The following is an 18,191-nucleotide window of genomic DNA, read 5'->3' as shown; positions in this document are numbered from 1 at the left end:
ATATGCAGATACTGTGTGGAGCTTTTTCGCCGACTGCCGGCCGGCGTGCAAGCAATCAATGGCCGTCCATCGGTTTTTTCTTGCGAGCGGGCCTGGGCGGCGGTTGAAACTGCGCCACCAATGCGCGCAGGGTGTCAGCCTCCGCTTTGTGCTGCGCCACTGCCTGCAGTGCCTGCTGTAGCTCAACGCCTTGCAGTTGGTTCACGCGGGCGTTCTCGGCCAGCGAAGCCCGTGCGCTCTCCAAGTCTGCGGCCAATCGTGTCTGGGCTGCGTTGGCCTCCAGGACCTTGGTATGGTGATCACGCTCCACTTCTGCGAGCTTGCCCCGCAGTTGCTCCAGTTGCTTGTCTACCTGCGTTCGAGCGGTGCGCTCCCGATCAATTTCACGAAGCGCGCGGCGCTCGGCTTCGGCCGCACGGGAGGCCGCCTCATCGATGGCCGCGCGCCCCTTGTCAAGTTCAGCACTGAAATGCTGCCTGCTCTTCGATTGCTCCAGCTTCAGCTCATCCACCTGCCTGGACAGCGCCTCACCTCTCGCTGTGCTCGCAGCGTGCGCACGCCGTTCCTGCTCAAGCTCTGCAGCAAGGGCCTGAGCTCGGGTCTCCAGTTCGGTGACTTTGCTCTGTACTTCCTGTAGTTGGGCCTCCAGGGCGATGCTTCGCTGCTGAGCCTCCTGCAGGTCGGCCTGGGCTCTTTGGGCTTCTGTGCTTGCCTCTGCCCGCAGCGCCGCTAGTTCCTCGCGCGCCAACTCCGTCGCCTGGGTCCACAGCACGCTGACTGCTTGGCCGGCAGCTTGTTTCAGCGGGTCGGGTAGATCCGGGTGGTCAATCTCCACCCGCGCCTTGCTGCGCAAATCTTCCCAGAACTTGGCCAGAGCATCGGCCGGAGCGCTCATGGATCCTTTCCGCACGTGCTGATATAGCTTGCTCGCGGTCGGCGTGATGCCGTACCGGAAAAACAGCAACGCGCACACCTCGCGGTACAGCGCTTTCGTATCGCTGAAACGCTCTCGCAGCGCCTCAACTTCGGCTTGGATTTCGGATTCTTCGCTCATTATTAAATAGTACAACGTATAACGTAAGAATCAATGAATTAATTTGCAATTTCTGGACATAATTACTCTAATGTCCATAGAATTTGACTCATGAGCAGTTTGAGCGTCACGCCGGTCGTTTTTGCGCATCTTGAGCCCTTGGACGGCTTGGCGCTTCCCCTTCACCTCTCAGGCGAGCGGGGACGCAATCGGGCCCAGGGACTGCCCCAAGTGGCGGCCAATGACGACCGCTCTGCAGTTTTGGCCTGGCTGGCGCGCTACAAGGAGTCACCGGCCACGCTGGCCAGCTATCGCAAGGAGGCGGAAAGGCTGCTGCTTTGGTGCGTGCACCAGCACGGAAAGGCGCTGTCCGATCTGACCCACGAGGATTTCTTGGCCTACGAGTCCTTTTTGGAAGACCCCCAACCGGATGATCGATGGGTCATGCAGGTCGCTCAGAAGGCGCCGAGGTCCTCGCCCCACTGGCGTCCGTTCGCCAAGCCGCTGGACCGGCAGAGCCAGCGCCAGGCACTGTCGATCCTCAACAGCCTCTTCAACTGGCTGGTTCAAGCCGGTTATCTGGCTGGCAACCCTTTGGCTCTGCGCCGCCGCAAGTCGGTGGCGCGACCCGCCAAGACCAGCAGGTTCCTGCCCCACGACCACTGGGCGCAAGTACGCGCGACGATTGAGTCTCTTCCCAAAGGCACGCCTCGGCTTGCTCTCCAAGCGGCTCGATACCGATGGCTCTTCTCTCTTCTCTACATCGGTGGCCTGCGGATTTCCGAGGTCTGTAACAACTCGATGGGCGACTTTTACTGGCGACGGGGAGCTGATGGACGGGAGCGTTGGTGGCTGGAGATTCGTGGTAAGGGAGAAAAAACCAGAGTGATCCCCGCGACAGACGAGTTGGTCTCAGAGCTGATGCGCTACCGAAAGTCGAATGACCTGGGACCTCTACCTCGTGAGGGCGATTCCGCCCCACTACTCCTGCCGTTGATTGGTGGGTCTAAACCTATGGGACGCAGTGCGGTGCATGAGTTGGTCAAGACTATCTTCCGTGAAACCGCAGCCCGCCTGCGCGCTCTGGGTCCTGACCATGAGGCCGCTGCCGCTCATGTGGAGAAGGCCTCCGCCCACTGGATGAGACATACGGCGGGCACCCATCAGAGCGACAACATGGATCTCAAGGCTGTTCGCGACAACCTGGGGCACGCAAATATTTCCACCACCAGCATCTATGTGCACACGGAAGATGATGTGCGCCATGACCAGACCACAAAAGCGCATAAGCTGGGGTGGTCGGTTTGATGGCGAGACGTTGATCCTGTCCTTCAGTTGCGTGACATGCCTTAAAAAGGTACCTCATCGGGAATTGGTTGCAGGTGCTGCTGCAGGTATTCGAGTTTGGCCAACAGTTCGTCAAAGGTAATCACCTCCACGTCCTTGCAAGCGTTGCGGAAGACCTCAAAACAACGCAGTTCATGCTCTTCAATAGGCCGTCGTCCCGCAAGCACAATGCATTTGACGACGTCCGCCCGGGACGGGCGCAGGGACGGGTTATCGAAAACATGTGTCTGCCACCGCGTACGCAACTCACTTTGTTGATGCAGCACCTGGGTGATAGCGCCACTCAGTTCTGAATGAGGGCCGAAAACATGCGGTTTCCTGTACGGCGTGGCAAGCATCAAGGGTGCATCTGGGGTTTTGATTTCCACAATGGCAAGCGCTTGACCTTGCTCCTTGAAGAGGAAGTCCCCAATCTGCGCGCCCGACCCTGTCAGGCCTGATCCTTGAGCATGAAACTGCGTGTGAGACAGTTCGACAGGTCGAGCAAAAGCCAAACTTGTCATTTTCAGAAGACGACAGCACGGAATATCAGAAGTCAGCCGCACGACCTTCTCCGATGCCAATTAGGCAGGCCGCTCACGAGCCCAAAATCGCAGGCCAATGTCGGCGTGCGAGACACTTCATGCTATGCGTTGCATCCCGGATGATCGCAATCTGATAAACCTTGCAAGATGCCACATGCCTCTATTCGTCGAGCGCCCGAGCATTTTTCACGCAGCGAGAGCAAGTGCCGCTTCAATTGCAACAGCGCTTCCACGCGCTCTTCGGTCTGACGAATATGGACATCCAGTAGTGCATTGACGTCGCCGCAGTCCTGAGCAGGGTTATCTCGTAGGCCCAGCAGTATCCTGATTTCGCTCAGCGTCATGTCAAGCGAACGGCAATGACGAATGAACTGCAAACGCTCGATGTGCACATCGCTGTACAACCGAAAGTTGCCACCACTTCGCGCTGGCTTCGGCAGCAGCCCTTCCTTTTCGTAGTAGCGGATGGTCACGACCTCGCACCCAGAGCGCTTGGCGAGGTCGCCAATTCTGATTTCCATGCCTCAATCTCCATTTTTCACTTGACACTATAGCGACTATAGAGTTTTTAATGGAGGCTGAATAGACGATTTGAAGGAGTTATCCATGAGCGAATGCGCTTCAAAGGGGTGTGGCTGCTCGACTGGGCCAATCATCCAACCCACGGCACAAGCCCCGCTGGCAACCGGATCGGCTCAAGCGGTGTACCGCATCGAGAACATGGATTGCCCCACGGAAGAGGCGCTGATCCGAGGCAAGCTGGCTGGGCTGGCGGGTGTGGTTGGTCTTGAGTTCAACCTGATGCAGCGTACCTTGGCCGTGCGGCACGAATTGCCTTCGCTGTCTCCCGTTGAGCAGGCACTGAAGGCCATCGGCATGCAAGCTGTGCGCATGGATGAGGCGTCGGCCGGGCAGACGACCAAGCTGTCCATTGCCAAGATGGATTGCCCGACCGAAGAGGCGTTGATCCGCAACAAGCTCGGCACCGTGGCCGGGGTTGCCAATCTCGATTTCAACCTGATGCAGCGCACGTTGTCGGTACGCCATGCTGACGGGGTTCTGCCGGATGTGCTTGTGGCACTACAAGCACTCGGATTCGAGGCGCAGGTCGAGGACAAGGCCGTGGCCGCGTCGCCATCCGCGTCCCCTGTGACAACGCCGACCAACTGGTGGCCGCTCGGCATTTCCCTCATCGCTGCATCGGCGGCCGAAGCGGTCTACTGGTTCCACGACGGCAATCATTGGTCAGTCGTCATTCTGGCGCTTGTCGCGGTCTTGACGGGGGGGCTGTCCACCTACAAGAAGGGCTGGATCGCGCTCAAGAACCGTAACCTCAACATGAACGCCCTGATGTCGATTGCCGTCACGGGTGCTATGTTCATCGGCCACTGGCCCGAAGCTGCGATGGTAATGGTGCTCTTCGCGCTGGCCGAGGTGATCGAGGCCAAGTCATTGGATCGCGCCCGTAACGCCATCCGTGGACTGCTCGACCTGACCCCGGAGCAGGCCACGGTGCAGCAGCCTGACGGCACTTGGCGAGAGGTAAGTGCCAAGCAAATCGCCATTGGCAGCCGAGTCCGGGTCAAACCGGGTGAGCGCATCGCGCTCGATGGCGAGGTGCTAGACGGACGCTCCACGGTCAACCAAGCCCCGATCACGGGCGAAAGCCTCCCGGTCGAGAAGTCTCCCGGCGATCCGGTGTTTGCGGGCACGATCAACGAATCTGGTTCCTTCGAGTACCGCGTCTCTGCCTTGGCCAGCAACTCCACTTTGGCCCGCATCATTCACGCAGTAGAGGCTGCACAAGGTAGCCGTGCACCGACCCAGCGTTTTGTCGATCAGTTCGCCCGTTGGTACACGCCTCTCGTGTTCGCCCTAGCCATTGCCGTCGCACTGCTACCCCCGCTTCTCATGGGCGCGGCATGGATGGACTGGATTTACCGTGCACTGGTTCTGCTGGTGGTTGCCTGCCCATGCGCCCTGGTGATTTCCACGCCGGTCAGCATCGTCAGCGGCTTGGCCGCCGCTGCCCGCCACGGCATTCTTGTCAAGGGCGGTGTCTATCTGGAAGAAGGCCGCAAGCTGCGCTGGCTGGCTCTGGACAAGACCGGCACGGTCACTCACGGCAAGCCCGCACAAACCGATTTTGTCGCATGGGGCAACGCACTCGCCTCCGATAGCCGCTGTATCGCTGCCAGTTTGGCGGCCCGCTCCGATCATCCTGTATCCAAGGCGGTGGCACAGGCTGCGCAGCGGGATGGAGTTGCCTTGCTCGACGTGGCCGAGTTCAGCGCGCTGCCCGGTCGGGGTGTGCAAGGCCAAATCGACGGGGAGACCTACTATCTGGGCAACCACCGAATGCTTGAAGAGCTGGGGCAGTGCACACCAGAGCTGGAGCAGCGCATCGCGGCGCTGGAAACCGTAGGCAAGACCGTCGTGATGTTGGTAGGCGCAAAAGGGGTACATGCCTTATTCGCCGTTGCGGACACCATCAAGGACAGCAGCAGGAGAGCCATCGCCGAGCTGCATGCTCTGGGCATCAACACCGTGATGCTGACCGGCGATAACCCCCACACGGCACAGGCCATTGCCGCACAAGCTGGCATTGACCGTGCGCAAGGCAACCAACTGCCTGACGACAAACTGCGCGAAGTGGAGCAATTGTCCAGAAATGGCAAGGTTGGCATGGTCGGTGATGGCATCAACGACGCACCGGCCTTGGCGCGTGCGGACATTGGCTTTGCAATGGGAGCGGCAGGCACAGATACCGCCATTGAAACCGCCGACGTGGCCCTGATGGACGATGACCTGCGCAAGATTCCGACCTTCGTGCGTCTGTCGCGTGCGACAGCACAGGTGCTGATGCAAAACATTGTGCTGGCCCTTGGCATCAAGGCGGTATTTCTGGTGCTCACTTTCACGGGTCACGCGACCATGTGGATGGCTGTGTTCGCCGATATGGGTGCCAGCTTGCTTGTTGTCGGCAACGGCTTGAGGCTGTTGCGTCGATGAGCTGGAAACTCTTTCTCTATGACTGGGGTGGCCTGAACATCGCGTTGTTTCAAGTCATTAACACAGGCACGCCCGCCACGCTGGAACCACTGGCATGGTTCTTTAGCCTCGTGGGAAGTTACTGGACAGCGCCGCTGATGCTGTTGGGTCTGTGGTGGTGGTCGAAATCGGCTACTAACGCGGCGCGTGGCACGGCCGTTCGGCATCGCCTTATTGGTTTTAGCGCGGCCTTCTTGCTGGCGTTATTGGTCGCCACCGTCTTGAAGCTATGGTTCGACTTTCCACGCCCGCCTGCCGTCCTTGGCGAGCTGGTGCGCGTCATCGGGGACAAAGAGCTTCACTACAGCCTGCCCAGCGGGCATGCCACCTATGCCGCGCTGGTGGTCGGTGCACTCTGGCCGTTGATGGGCCGCCATGGTCGCGTCGGCTTGGTGCTATATGCCACGTTGGTCGGCTGGTCGCGCATCGCTGCGGGAATGCACTTCCCGGCGGATGTGTTGGCGGGGTGGGCGCTGGGATGGAGCTGCACGGCACTCGCCCGGTGGCTGCTTCCGCTGGCCGCCTCTGTATGGCAATCGGCTCGTCGCACGTCGGCCTGGATCTGGTTCACCGTGGCCGCCACTATTGTCATGACAGATCAGCTCACCAAGTTCGCCATCATTCGCACGTTTGCCTACGGTGAGCAAGTCGAAATCACTCCGTTTTTCAACCTCGTTCACGTCCTGAATCCGGGTGCGGCGTTCAGCTTTTTGGCGAACGCTGGCGGCTGGCAACGTTACTTTTTCATCACGTTGGGTCTGGTTGTTTCTGCTTGGCTGGGTCGCATGCTGTGCCAGCAACGGCCACGTCTCGAAGCGATGGGCTACAGCCTGATCCTTGGTGGTGCGCTCGGCAATGTGGCGGATCGCATGTTGCGTGGACAGGTGGTTGATTTCCTCGACTTCCATTGGCGGCTCGCGCACTGGCCCGCCTTCAACCTCGCTGACGTGGCGATCACGTCGGGCGCTGCTTTGCTCATCATGCAGATGCAGACCCGGGAAAAGAGGATGGACACAGGATCAATTGCGAATTATAATCATTCTCAATGATTTAACCAGAGAATTCCCATGCCCTGCCGATTACCCTATCGCTGGCTGATGGCTTTGCTGTTGGCGATTTGCTCGTTAATCGGCGGGCCAAGCTACGCAGCCAACACCACCGAACTCAAAGCCAAACAGATTTGGCAACTTCTGGACTACGTCGCCGTCGATTACGGCGGCGCGGTAGCCAACGGTGTGGTCCTGAAATCGTCGGAGTACGCTGAAATGCAGGAATTTTCAGCGACAGCCGAACGTCAACTGGGAGAATTACCTGACCAGACCGACAAGGGTCGCTTGTTGCAACAAGCGACCGCTTTGCGTGCTGCGGTAGCTGCCAAAGCCGATCCGGCCAGCGTAGCAAAACTGGCGCACGCGCTGTCCAGTGCGGTGCAAAAGGCGTACCCGTTTCCAGTCGCACCGACTGCCATGCCGGTCTTAGCGAAGGGAGGGCAGTTGTTTCAGGCCCAGTGTGCGGCCTGTCACGGTCAGCAAGGGCGCGGTGATGGCCCCCTAGCGGCATCCCTCAACCCCAAGCCGACCGCGCTGGCCGATCACATGCGGGCGCGCGAGCGCAGCTTATTCGCGCTACACCAAATTATCAGCAACGGTGTCCAGGGCACCGCTATGCAGGGCTTTGGCGCGTTGTCGGATGAAGACCGATGGGCATTGGCGTTCTTTGTTGGCACGCTACCTTATACGCAAAGCGACAAGGACGAAGGAGCCAAGCTCTGGCAAGCCAACGCGCAGGTTCGCCAGACGCTCGTCAGTCTGGATGTGCTGACGCAAACATCTGAGCATGTCTTGGCGGACAGGCTGGATGAGCCTTCCGCCAGAGCCCTGACGGCCTATTTGCGCGCCAATCCGAGCGCGCTGAATATCAGCAGTCCGAAGGGCACCGCGATTGCCAAAGCCAAACTCAGTGAGAGCGTGACGGCATTGCTGGCTGACGACCGTGCAGGTGCGACCAAGCTAGCCTTGTCTGCTTACCTCGATGGCTTCGAGCCGGTCGAACCGGCGTTGGCCACTCGCAATCGGCCGCTGTTCGAGAAGATCGAAGCCGCGATGGTGTCCTACCGGGCATTGATAGCCAATGGTTCGCCTGCCGATGTGCAGACAGCGGAGCTGCATTTGCGCGGCTTGCTGGATGAAGCGGACAAGGTGCTTGCTCCCTCCGACGACGATGCCGTGGCGGCCTTCATCGGTGCGTTAACCATCTTGCTACGTGAAGGATTGGAAGCCCTGCTGGTGGTCGTTGCCATGCTGGCGTTTCTCAAGAAAGCCGAACGGAAAGACGTATTGATCTACGTGCATGCAGGCTGGGCATCCGCGCTGGCCGCAGGCGGCATTACATGGGCAGTGGCAACTTACTTGGTCGGCGTCAGTGGGGCAAGCCGGGAGCTAACGGAAGGCTTTTCGTCACTCTTTGCCGCCGTGGTCTTGCTGGGTGTGGGCATGTGGATGCACCAGAAGAGCGTTGCCGGTCGTTGGCAGGTCTACCTCAAGGAAAAGCTGTCGTCGGCGCTGAACAAGCGCACGGCATGGTTCTTGTTTTCGCTGGCCTTCGTCGCCGTCTACCGTGAGGTGTTCGAGACGGTGCTGTTCTACGCAGCGCTCTGGACAGAAGGAAATGGCTGGCCCCTGCTGGCGGGCTTGGGCACTGGCATGGGAATCCTGGCCCTGCTGGCAGTCATACTGCTGCGCACCAGTGCGCGCCTGCCGATTGGCCAGTTCTTCGCTGCCAGCTCACTGCTGGTGGCCATACTTGCCGTGGTCTTGGCAGGCAAGGGCATCGCAGGTCTGCAAGAAGCAGGGTTATTGCATACCAGCCCAATATCGATCCCACGCATTGATCTGCTGGGCATCTATCCGTCGTGGCAAACACTCTCAGCGCAATTCGCTGTGTTATTCATCGTTGTGGTGGCCTTTACAATCAATTTGCGGTCATCGCGTCAAATGACAGTACAAAAAAGCTGATTTGACGGCGTGAATAGGTGAATTGATGCCGCGATGAGCGCCTTCATCCTCGAATCCGTGCTGACCATGTAGAGGCCAGTTTTTCTTTTACACCTTGGACAGCAGTCGTATTCCATCCGCGCGCAATTCCCCTTTGGGAGAAATATGCCGGTACAAGGTCTGTCGCGTGATACCGAGCTCTTGGCACAGGTCGCCGACATTGGTTTCAGTCTGCCCCATTGCCGCCATCGCCAGGCGCAGCTTGGCGGCCGTCATTTTGAAAGGCCGACCGCCTTTCCTGCCGCGCGCCCGCGCCGAGGCCAAGCCCGCTACTGTGCGCTCTGCGATCAGCTCGCGCTCGAATTCGGCCAGTGCGGCGAAGATGCCGAAAACCAGATTGCCAGCAGCGGTCGTCGTGTCGATGGCGGCTCCGTGGCCGGTCAGAACCTTGAGGCCAACGCCGCGCCCGGTCAGATCGTGCACGGTATTGATCAGATGGCGCAGGTCGCGCCCGAGCCGGTCGAGCTTCCATACGACCAAGGTATCCCCTGAACGCAACGCCTTCAAACAGCTCGCCAAGCCGGGACGATCCTCGCGCTTGCCGGATGCCTGGTCTTCGTAAAGATGCGCCGGATCGATGGCGGCAGCGATCAGCGCGTCGCGCTGCAAGTCAGTGGCCTGGGAGCCATCCGCCTTCGATACCCGCATGTAGCCGATCAGCATGTCATACCTGTCACATATACGTTCGATTATGTGACAGTGTGCGCCGGAAAGTTAAGGTCGTCAAAAGTTGTCACTTAACCCGTCATTCTGTCTAAGACATGCAAAGGGTCCGTCAGGCTCATAATGTGACAGAAATTCCGTGGGGATGCCTTCCTTTGTAAAGGTGGCGCGCAAATGTTCCAGGGAAGCGGGGTCGCGCCGACCATAGGAAGCCAACGCGAACAGCGAGCGCGCCGTCTCGGGGTTGTGCCGCGCTTCAATGATCGCCTCATTGATAGCGTGGACCGCCCGTTGCCAGTGATCGACGGGTTCGGGCTTCGGGGCTTTCGCCAGCAGACCACTGGTGAACCCGGTTTGGGGCTCGGACCAAAAAAGCTTTGCATGCTCGCCTGGCGGGCTTATATCCCTCACCTCAATCAAGCTGATTGCCGTTGCCGCCGCCTCCAGCATCTGCAACCGTACTGCCGGATTCAGGGTTTCATACGGTCGCCACAGACTTTGCCCAGCACGCAGCGGATGCCCGCAGCCTTCCCAGACTTGGCGGAGATACCCCGCGTAGGTTCCGCACGCCGAAAGCGGGGTGTTCAACTCATCGAGCAGCGTGCGTAGCAGCCGAAACCACAATCCAGCGTGGATGCGTCGGCGCGGCAGCTCCACATGGCCGGTCGTCAGTGCCTGCCAGGTACGCCGGTCCATCACTGCAATCGCGTCGCTGGCGGTGCGCGGCGCAGTGTCGGCGTTATCCCAGCCGAGAAACCGCCCAGGCACGCCCCAATAGGATTCCAGCCAGCAGCCATGCAGCGGGCAGCTCAGCATCAGGGGCAGCTTCCATGCAAGCAGTACGGCTTGGTTTGCCGGGTCGTTCAGACAGAGCGGACAGGCGCGATGTATCGGCTGGCTGGGCAGCCAGGCACGCCAGCTCGTGATGGATCGCGTCCTACGGCGGAGTTTCGGCAGCAGCACCGAGAGCTGGAACGCATAGGTTTCCAATGCGTCTGGAATCTGATCATCAAGGCTGTCCAGTAGCCAAGGCACCCAACCGGCGAAACTCATGCAACGCAGCCGGTCCGGCTCGATGCCGCTCCGCTGGGAGAGCATCGCCAGCAGCGCCAGTGGTGGCGCGGTGTCCAGGTCATCAACCTGGCCGTGACCAAGATCATGCTCCAGCAGCTCGGATACCTCCATGTGATAGCAAAGGGCCACGCGGTTGAGCCACGAAGACAAGGCTTCGCCTTCCCTGGGAGCCGGATGCAGCGGCCAGCGTGGCGCTGGCTTCACATCAGTTCCCGCTCGAATTGCCGCCGCCGCTCGCTGGGGCCGGTGTAATCGGCCATGCTGAGCGTGCGGTGGTTGATCGCTTCCTCGCCGCTCTCCACGGCGACGATGGCCGCCGCCATCAGCAAGTGCGCCAGTTCGCCTATGGTGCCCTCGCTGCGCGTAAGCAGGTAGCGGGCCATATCCAGCGTGGCAATCGACGAGGGTCGCCGCAGCGGGAGCGAAGCCGCGAAGCTGGCCAGCAGTGAGCAGCAATCGTCGTTGGCCTCCCACACCGGCAGCATCATCGGCTCGAAGCGGTTTTCCAACTGGTCATCCGAGCGGATGGCCAGGTAGGCGTCGCGCGTACCAACCCCGACCAGTGGGATGCGCAATTCGTTGCCGAGGAAGCGCAACAGATTGAGGAATTCCCGGCGGTTGACGCTGTTGCCGGCCAGGACGTTGTGCAACTCGTCGATCACCAGCATGCGCACGCCGACCTTGCGCAGCAGTGCCAGCGCCAGTTGCTCCATTTCCGGCAGCCGTGGGCGCGGTCGCAATGGCGCACCCATTGCCGCGAGCAGCGCGACGTAGAAGCGGATCACCGACGGCTCGGACGGCATCTGCACAACCAACACTGGGATGTGCTCCTGGTCGGCATCGGAGCTAGCCAGATGCGTGCGCCGGAATTTCTCGACGATCATCGACTTGCCGTTGTTGGTTGGACCAATCAGCAGCAGGTTGGGCATGCGTTGTTTGTTCGGCCACGCATACAGGGTTTCCAGCCGGTTCAGCGCTTCGACCGCGCGGGGATAGCCGATCCAGCGGTCGGCGCGAAGGCGTTGGATGCGCTCGTCCGCCGGCAGCCGGGCCAAGCCCTGCGCCGCCGGCAGCAGGTGGGACAGGTCGATGATGGGATAGTCGTCCACGGCTACCACTCCTCGATCTGGTCGAACGGTTTGGCCGGCGGCTGGTTGTCTGCCTGCGGGTCAGCCATGTCCGCGTCCGGTGGTGGCGTGGTTTTGACAGGCAGTGCCGTTGCCTTGAGATGCTGGCGTCGATCCGCGTCGCGCCGCGCCTTGCGCGTACCTTTCTGCGCGGTGGTCACGATTTCGCGCATCTGGCCGATCATGCGGAACAGCGCCGACTCATCCACCTGTTCGCGCCCTTGCTGCCGCAATTTCGCCAGCGCCTGTCGTTGTTCCCAGAGGGTGACAGCCGGGTGCGACAAGGTGCGGTAGGGGATTTCCAGGTAATGCTGCCCCTCTGGTTCCAGCACCCATATGCGGCTGATGTCGCGCGGATCGCGCCGGATCAGGAACGCAGGCAAGCGGTCGCGGCGCGCTATCCACGGCTTGAGCGCATCGGCGTAGTAGTGGATGTGGTCGATGACGAAGCCGGTGCGGGTCAGCGTGCGGCGGATGATGGGCAGAAAATCGACCAGAAAAGCCGTGGCGCGAGTGATGACGGTTGGCACGCCGGTCCGTGCGATAGCTTCGGCCCAGCGCGCAGCCGGCGGTTGGAGCAGGCCGTTGTGCACGGAGCCGTGATAGGTGCCCACCGCCAATGCGAGCCAGCGCTCCAGCTCGCGCAGTGTCAGGGCGGCCATCCTTTCGGAGGCGTATTCCCCACGCTGGTCTGGGTTGGAGAAGGTCGTCCCTGGCAATTCGTCGTGGATCATCTGCATCGCCGTGCCGATGATCCGTTCCACGATACCGCCGTAGTGCGGCTGCCCGAGCGGGCGATAGTCCAACCGGATGCCATGCTGCTCGCAGCCACGGCGCAGCGCCTCGCTCTTGAACTCAGCCGCATTGTCCAAGTAGAGCAGTCTGGGCTTGCCGCTCATCGGCCAATCCATCTCTACGTCCAACCCTTCCAACCAAGGGCGCTTGTCGCAGCCGGCATGCGCCAGGCACAGGCCGACCGAGACGGCGGAGGGCGCTTCCAACGTGACCACCATGCCAACCACGCAGCGGGTGAATACGTCGATGGCTAGGGTCAGGTACGGACGGCCAATCGGTTGCCGCTCGCGCTCGTCCACCACGATCAGGTCGATGACTGTGTGGTCGATCTGCACCTGCTCCAGCGGTGCGAAGACAGGCGGCGGAACACCACCAACACCTTGCAGGGTGCGGGACGCATCCTGACCTTCCCGAAGGCGAGTGGTCTTGAGTGGATCAAGGCTGGCGATCCGCAGCGCCACCGTGTTGCGCGCCGGCACCCGCAGCATTTGCAGCTTGCACGCCCGCGCAACTTCGCGGTGGAACGCCGCCAAGCTACGCTTCTGCTTGGTCAGGAAGCGCTTTTGCAGTAGCTCACGGATGATTCGTTCGACCGACTCCGACAAGCGGCCTTTACCTTTGCCACCGCTCGACTGCCCAAGAGCCAAGTCAGTGACCAGCCCCGAACCTTGCCGGGCACGGCGGATCAGGACGTAGACCTGCCGCCGGGACAGACCCAGTGCATGGGCTGCCGCGTCGGCCGCTACATGCCCGACCGTCTCCGACTGCGCCAACGGCCCAATGATCTCCGCGCGACGACGCGCACGCTCCCATGCCTGTTCTGGCAGGGTGGCCACGCCGTGCTCGGCAATCGGTGCGGTATCGGTCGCCATGCTCACCTCGCTTTGGTGCACACGAGTATTGAGCATAGACGGGTTTCGTGCAGAGAAGTCCTGATATCTGGCTGTCAGGAGCCGTATGCACAACAGGCTTCAAACCGCGCTGAATGGTGCAGTCGTCTGCTGAAAATGACAACGTAATTCGCTGCGAATGCTTGACGCCAAGTTAGGGTATGCCTCAACCTGACGGCGGCGAATCACAAGCGTCCGGTTTGACGCTGGTTTCGGTCGCAGTGCTGGCCCGCGCCTGGAAGCGCTGATAGCACTCCAGCCCGCAGAAATGCTCCACGTACTCGGCCCCTTCCGGCGTGAAGGCGGCATCGAGCGGGATTTCCTTGCAGCACACGCAGCAACTGGTGCTCGGTTCATTGGCGTTCATGGTGGTGTTCCTCCATTGGTTGACGAAGCCGACGAAGGCCGCCGCCGGCATCGGCCTGGCGAACAGGAAACCCTGCACCGTGTCGCAACCCGCCTGCCGCAACCACGCAAGGCAGTCGGGTGTTTCCACACCCTCGGCTACCACCTCCATGCCCAGCCCGTGCGCGAGCTGGATCACCGCCCGCACGATAGTTTGGTCACGGGCATCATCCGGGAGCCTGGCGACAAAGGATTGGTCGATTTTCAATGTGGTGATGGGGCAGCATTTCAGATGTTGCAGGCAGGAATAGCCGGTGCCGAAGTCGTCGGCGGCGAAGCGCACGCCGATGGCGCGCAAGGCGTCGAAACTGGCGAACAGGGCTGGATTGCCGAATGCGACCGATTCGGTCAGTTCGATCTCCAGAAGCTCGGCGGGCAGGGCCATATCGGCCAGCACCCGCTTTACCTCGTCGTCGAACGTTGGCCCAACCTGGCTGGCGGACACATTGACGGCAAGACGGAACGGTTGCCATGCCGGTCCTTGCCACTTGTGCATCTGGCGACAGGCCTCGCCCAGCACCCACGCGCCTATTTCCGGCATCAGGCCGAACGACTCGGCCAGCGGCAGGAACTGGCCGGGCGGCAACAGGCCAAGCCTCGGATGCCGCCAGCGCATCAACGCTTCCGCGCCAGCGATCCGGTGATCGCGCAGATCGACCAGCGGCTGGTAATGCAGGTCAAGCTGTCCGCGCGCCGCCGCCTGCGCCAACTCGGCCGCCGTCCATCCGGCGGGCTGCGAACTCGTCATGATCCGCCCCGGAAGGCGCGCAGCAGCCGCGTTACGGCCAGAACGAACAAGCCGGTCAGCGCGAGCGCGGCAACACCCCAATGCTCGCCAAGGAAGGCACCGGCGGTCGTCCCGGCCAGCACGGCGGCGAGAATCGGCAGATGGCAGGGGCAGGTCAACACGGCCAGCGCACCCCACAGGTAGCCGGAAACGGGTTGGCGCGTCTCGGGCGGCAGTTTGTCAGGGGCGTTCACGGCAATGCCTCCTCGTGCGCCCGCTCGGCTGGCATGGAGGCCAGTTGCGCGTCCAGATGGGCCAACGCCGCGCGCCGCCGCTCGACCAACTGGCGCAGCACGGCAAGCTGCGCTGCGGCTTGTGCGCCGTCCGCTGCGTCGAGCGCACGGCACAGCCGCGCCAGGGCATCCAGGCCGATACCCGCCTCAAAGGCCGCGCGCACGAAGCACAGCCGTTGCAAGGCCGCATCGTCGAACACGCCGTAGCCGCCCGCGGTGCAGGCCACCGGCCGTAACAAGCCGCGCACCAGGTAGTCGCGCACGATATGTACGCTCACCCCAGCGTTATGGGCCAGTTGCGATACCGTGTAGGCGCTCATCGCACACCTCCTTGTCCTCACCCGGCGCAGCAGGAAAGCTGCTTCACATCCTTGTTGAAGGTCTGCGCCGCGAGCTTCAACCCTTCGACCATCGTCAGGTAGGGGAACAACTGGTCGGCCAGTTCCTGCACCGTCATCCGGTTGCGAATCGCCAGTGCGGCCGTCTGGATCAGTTCGCCCGCTTCCGGGGCCACTGCCTGCACGCCGATCAGTCGTCCGCTGCCTTCTTCAACCACCAGTTTGATGAAGCCGCGCGTGTCGAAGTTGGCGAGCGCGCGCGGCACGTTGTCCAGCGTTAGCGTGCGACTATCAGTTTTGATGCCGTCATGGTGCGCTTCCGCCTCGCTGTAGCCTACGGTCGCCACTTGCGGGTCGGTGAACACCACGGCCGGCATCGCGGTCAGGTTCAGGGCCGCGTCACCGCCGGTCATGTTGATCGCGGCGCGAGTGCCGGCCGCTGCCGCCACATAGACGAACTGCGGCTGGTCGGTGCAGTCGCCTGCGGCGTAGATGTGTTCCACGCTTGTACGCATGCCGGGGTCGATGACGATAGCGCCTTGCGGGGTGAGCGTGACGCCCGTCGCATCCAGTGCCAGCTTGCGTGTGTTGGGCGCGCGGCCGGTGGCGACCAGCAGCTTGTCGGCGCGCAGTTCGCCGTGCGCCGTGGTGAGCACGAATTCGCCGTCCCCTTCACCATTGATATACGCGACCTGGCTGGCCTGGGTGTGTTCCCTCACCTCGATGCCCTCCATGCGGAATGCGGCCGTGACGGCTTCGCCTATAGCTGGGTCTTCGCGGAAGAACAGCGTGCTGCGAGCCAGGATCGTCACCTTCGCTCCGAGTCGGGCGAACGCCTGCGCCAGCTCCAGCGCCACCACTGATGAGCCAATCACGGCCAGGCGCTTAGGAATCGTCTCGCTGACCAGCGCTTCAGTGGAAGTCCAGTACGGAGTGTCTTTCAGGCCGGGAATCGGCGGCACGGCCGGGCTCGCGCCGGTGGCGATCAGGCAGCGGTCGAATGCCACCACGCGCTCGCCGCCGTCGTTGAGTTGCACGATCAGGTTGCGATTGTCCTTAAAGCGGGCGGAGCCGTGCAGCACAGTGATCGCCGGATTGCCCTCCAAGATGCCTTCGTACTTGGCGTGGCGCAGTTCATCGACGCGGGCCTGCTGCTGGGCCAGCAGCGCCGTGCGCTGGATGGTCGGCGTGGTAGCGGCGATGCCGCCATCGAACGGGCTTTCCCGGCGCAGATGGGCGATATGGGCGGCGCGGATCATGATCTTGGACGGCACACAACCGACATTGACGCAGGTGCCGCCGATGGTGCCGCGCTCGATCAGCGTGACACGTGCGCCTTGCTCGACGGCCTTCAGCGCCGCTGCCATCGCGGCCCCGCCGCTGCCGATGACGGCGATATGCAATGCGCCGCTGCTACCCGTCTTGTCGTTTCTGCCCAGCAGATCGCGCATCTTGTCGAGCAATCCGCCCGGCGTCGAAACTGAGGGGGCATCGGCCAGCGTGGCCCGATAACCGAGTCCAGCTACAGCGGCCGTCAGCGCGTCGGGTGACGTGCCGACCTCAATGGCGAGCTTGGCGCTGCCCTTGGCGTAGGAGACATCCGCTGATTGCACGCCGGGCACTTTCTCCAGGGCGTCCTTGACATGCACTGCGCACGAGTCGCAAGTCATGCCGGTGATTTTGAGAGTGCTCATACCATCGTTCCTTATTCGTGTGGGCCGCCGTGTCGCACGGTCAGCCGTCTTTCACAAGCGCTTGGCGGGGAGTTCGCAGCCGTCCGGTCCGCAACGGCGATGCGCCGGCGACACGAAGTCCCAGATCGACACCCCAATCATCAAGGCCAGGCCGACGTACATCAGGTTCGCCGTCCACCAGTTGCCGAGCAGCCAGACCGTGGCCGCAAACACGATGGCCGGGCCGATCATGCCGAGCAGACTGCGCAGCCATTGCCGATGACTGAACCAACCCAGCGCGTTCGCCAGGAAGGCCAGCGCGGCAAACAGCGGCAGCAGGCGGCTGATGAACAGTCCCTCGTACTGGCTCAAGAAGCCCAGCCCGATGGCCGCGCCGAAGCTGGCGAGGGCTGGAAAGCAGGCGGCGCAGCCCATCGCGGAAACGACGCTGCCGAGCGCGCCGGTTTTATCGGCAATGCGTGTCATCAGTCCCATGAAGCGGCTCTCGCTGTTGTCGTTGGCTTGCTGGCTCACTGCTTGACGCTGGACGGATAGCCGGCGTCTGCGGTGGCCTTGGTCAGCTTCTGTACGCTGGCCTTGGTGTCGTCAAAAGTGACGACGGCCTCGCGCTTCTCGAAGCCCACATCGACCTTGCTCACGCCTTCGACCTTGGAGAGCGCTTTCTTGACTGTGATCGGGCAGGCGGCGCAAGTCATGCCGGGAACCGCTAGCGTGACGGTCTGGGTAGCGGCCCACACCGGGGCAACAGCGGCGGCGAGGGCAAGGGAGGCAAACAGTTTCTTCATGATGAACTCCTGGTTAATAGAAAAATGGAACGACATAGGGAAATCCAAGCGCGACCAGGACCAGCACGGCCACGATCCAGAAAATCAGCTTGTAGGTGGCGCGCACCTGCGGAATCGCGCAGACCTCACCTGGCTTGCATGCCTGCACGGGCCGGTAAATCCGCTTCCAGGCGAAGAACAGCGCCACTAGCGCCGCGCCGATGAACAACGGTCGATAGGGTTCCAGCACCGTCAGGTTGCCGATCCAAGCACCGGAGAAGCCCAGGGCGACCAGTACTAGCGGCCCCAGGCAGCAGGTCGATGCAAGAATGGCGGCCAGCCCGCCGGCGAAGAGCGCACCGCGCCCGTTTTGTGGTTCAGACATACGTTGGCCCTTTTGAATTTGGATTGGA

Annotated in this window: 18 protein-coding genes; 4 read left to right on the top strand and 14 right to left on the bottom strand. The window is 61.7% G+C overall.

Translation table 11 applies throughout. The annotated features are described in order from the left end of the window. Window positions 1-55 precede the first annotated feature (55 nt). Entirely contained in the window at window positions 56-1,054 is a 999-nt protein-coding gene (locus P7644_RS07095) for a DNA-binding protein (protein ID WP_296338679.1), read from the bottom strand. 90 nt (window positions 1,055-1,144) lie between these two features. Between P7644_RS07095 and P7644_RS07090 the strand changes: the two genes are divergently transcribed. Next, window positions 1,145-2,341 (top strand): tyrosine-type recombinase/integrase, encoded by a 1,197-nt coding sequence (locus P7644_RS07090; protein ID WP_404302452.1) that lies wholly within the window; start codon window positions 1,145-1,147, stop codon window positions 2,339-2,341. Between the two features lie 41 nt (window positions 2,342-2,382). Here P7644_RS07090 and P7644_RS07085 read toward each other — a convergent pair whose 3' ends face one another. Continuing rightward, complete coding sequence (locus P7644_RS07085; RefSeq protein ID WP_404302451.1) at window positions 2,383-2,925, bottom strand: Shedu immune nuclease family protein; 543 nt, start codon at window positions 2,923-2,925, stop codon at window positions 2,383-2,385. Between the two features lie 80 nt (window positions 2,926-3,005). Beyond that, a complete protein-coding gene (gene cadR, locus P7644_RS07080) occupies window positions 3,006-3,425 on the bottom strand; it encodes a Cd(II)/Pb(II)-responsive transcriptional regulator (protein WP_013124607.1) in 420 nt (139 codons plus the stop codon). 85 nt (window positions 3,426-3,510) lie between these two features. Here cadR and P7644_RS07075 point away from each other — a divergent pair, with 85 nt between their 5' ends. The 3 genes from P7644_RS07075 to P7644_RS07065 are packed head-to-tail and all read left to right on the top strand — an operon-like array spanning window position 3,511 to window position 8,969. Continuing rightward, complete coding sequence (locus P7644_RS07075; RefSeq protein ID WP_062791214.1) at window positions 3,511-5,916, top strand: heavy metal translocating P-type ATPase; 2,406 nt, start codon at window positions 3,511-3,513, stop codon at window positions 5,914-5,916. After that, on the top strand, window positions 5,913-7,004 hold the full coding sequence (gene lspA, locus P7644_RS07070; protein WP_013124605.1) for a signal peptidase II: 1,092 nt from the start codon (window positions 5,913-5,915) through the stop codon (window positions 7,002-7,004). The genes P7644_RS07075 and lspA overlap by 4 nt, the downstream gene beginning before the upstream one ends. Before the next feature lie 48 nt (window positions 7,005-7,052). Continuing rightward, a complete protein-coding gene (locus tag P7644_RS07065; protein WP_404302450.1) occupies window positions 7,053-8,969 on the top strand; it encodes an FTR1 family protein in 1,917 nt (638 codons plus the stop codon). 87 nt (window positions 8,970-9,056) lie between these two features. On the opposite strand, the gene P7644_RS07060 is transcribed toward P7644_RS07065, so the two are convergent. The 11 genes from P7644_RS07060 to P7644_RS07010 form a co-directional block, all read right to left on the bottom strand. Next, window positions 9,057-9,671 (bottom strand): recombinase family protein, encoded by a 615-nt coding sequence (locus tag P7644_RS07060; protein ID WP_404302449.1) that lies wholly within the window; start codon window positions 9,669-9,671, stop codon window positions 9,057-9,059. Between the two features lie 60 nt (window positions 9,672-9,731). Further along, on the bottom strand, window positions 9,732-10,949 hold the full coding sequence (locus P7644_RS07055) for a TniQ family protein (RefSeq protein WP_404302448.1): 1,218 nt from the start codon (window positions 10,947-10,949) through the stop codon (window positions 9,732-9,734). Continuing rightward, complete coding sequence (locus tag P7644_RS07050) at window positions 10,946-11,854, bottom strand: TniB family NTP-binding protein (protein WP_404302447.1); 909 nt, start codon at window positions 11,852-11,854, stop codon at window positions 10,946-10,948. Before P7644_RS07050 ends, P7644_RS07055 begins: the two co-directional genes overlap by 4 nt. Before the next feature lie 2 nt (window positions 11,855-11,856). Further along, a complete protein-coding gene (locus tag P7644_RS07045; RefSeq protein WP_404302446.1) occupies window positions 11,857-13,539 on the bottom strand; it encodes a Mu transposase C-terminal domain-containing protein in 1,683 nt (560 codons plus the stop codon). Window positions 13,540-13,723: 184 nt separating this feature from the next. Beyond that, on the bottom strand, window positions 13,724-14,710 hold the full coding sequence (locus P7644_RS07040) for a DUF3330 domain-containing protein (RefSeq protein ID WP_016240397.1): 987 nt from the start codon (window positions 14,708-14,710) through the stop codon (window positions 13,724-13,726). Further along, complete coding sequence (gene merE, locus P7644_RS07035) at window positions 14,707-14,943, bottom strand: broad-spectrum mercury transporter MerE (RefSeq protein ID WP_000993386.1); 237 nt, start codon at window positions 14,941-14,943, stop codon at window positions 14,707-14,709. The genes P7644_RS07040 and merE overlap by 4 nt, the downstream gene beginning before the upstream one ends. After that, window positions 14,940-15,302, bottom strand: a complete 363-nt coding sequence (gene merD / locus P7644_RS07030) for a mercury resistance co-regulator MerD (RefSeq protein WP_247193159.1) — start codon at window positions 15,300-15,302, stop codon at window positions 14,940-14,942. The genes merE and merD overlap by 4 nt, the downstream gene beginning before the upstream one ends. Before the next feature lie 17 nt (window positions 15,303-15,319). Beyond that, entirely contained in the window at window positions 15,320-17,014 is a 1,695-nt protein-coding gene (gene merA / locus P7644_RS07025) for a mercury(II) reductase (protein WP_000105636.1), read from the bottom strand. Between the two features lie 51 nt (window positions 17,015-17,065). Further along, complete coding sequence (merC, locus tag P7644_RS07020) at window positions 17,066-17,488, bottom strand: organomercurial transporter MerC (protein WP_001340589.1); 423 nt, start codon at window positions 17,486-17,488, stop codon at window positions 17,066-17,068. Between the two features lie 35 nt (window positions 17,489-17,523). Beyond that, window positions 17,524-17,799, bottom strand: a complete 276-nt coding sequence (merP, locus tag P7644_RS07015; RefSeq protein ID WP_000732292.1) for a mercury resistance system periplasmic binding protein MerP — start codon at window positions 17,797-17,799, stop codon at window positions 17,524-17,526. Window positions 17,800-17,812: 13 nt separating this feature from the next. Continuing rightward, the gene (locus tag P7644_RS07010) at window positions 17,813-18,163 is read right to left on the bottom strand and encodes a mercuric transport protein MerT (protein WP_001294663.1); all 351 of its coding nucleotides are present in this window, start codon (window positions 18,161-18,163) and stop codon (window positions 17,813-17,815) included. Window positions 18,164-18,191 lie beyond the last annotated feature (28 nt).

The organism is Alicycliphilus denitrificans (assembly GCF_044792555.1).
Taxonomy (GTDB): Bacteria; Pseudomonadota; Gammaproteobacteria; order Burkholderiales; family Burkholderiaceae_C; genus Alicycliphilus; species Alicycliphilus denitrificans_A.
The sequence above is the reverse complement of the archived record's forward strand: the minus strand, read 5'-3'. Positions and strand labels throughout refer to the sequence as shown.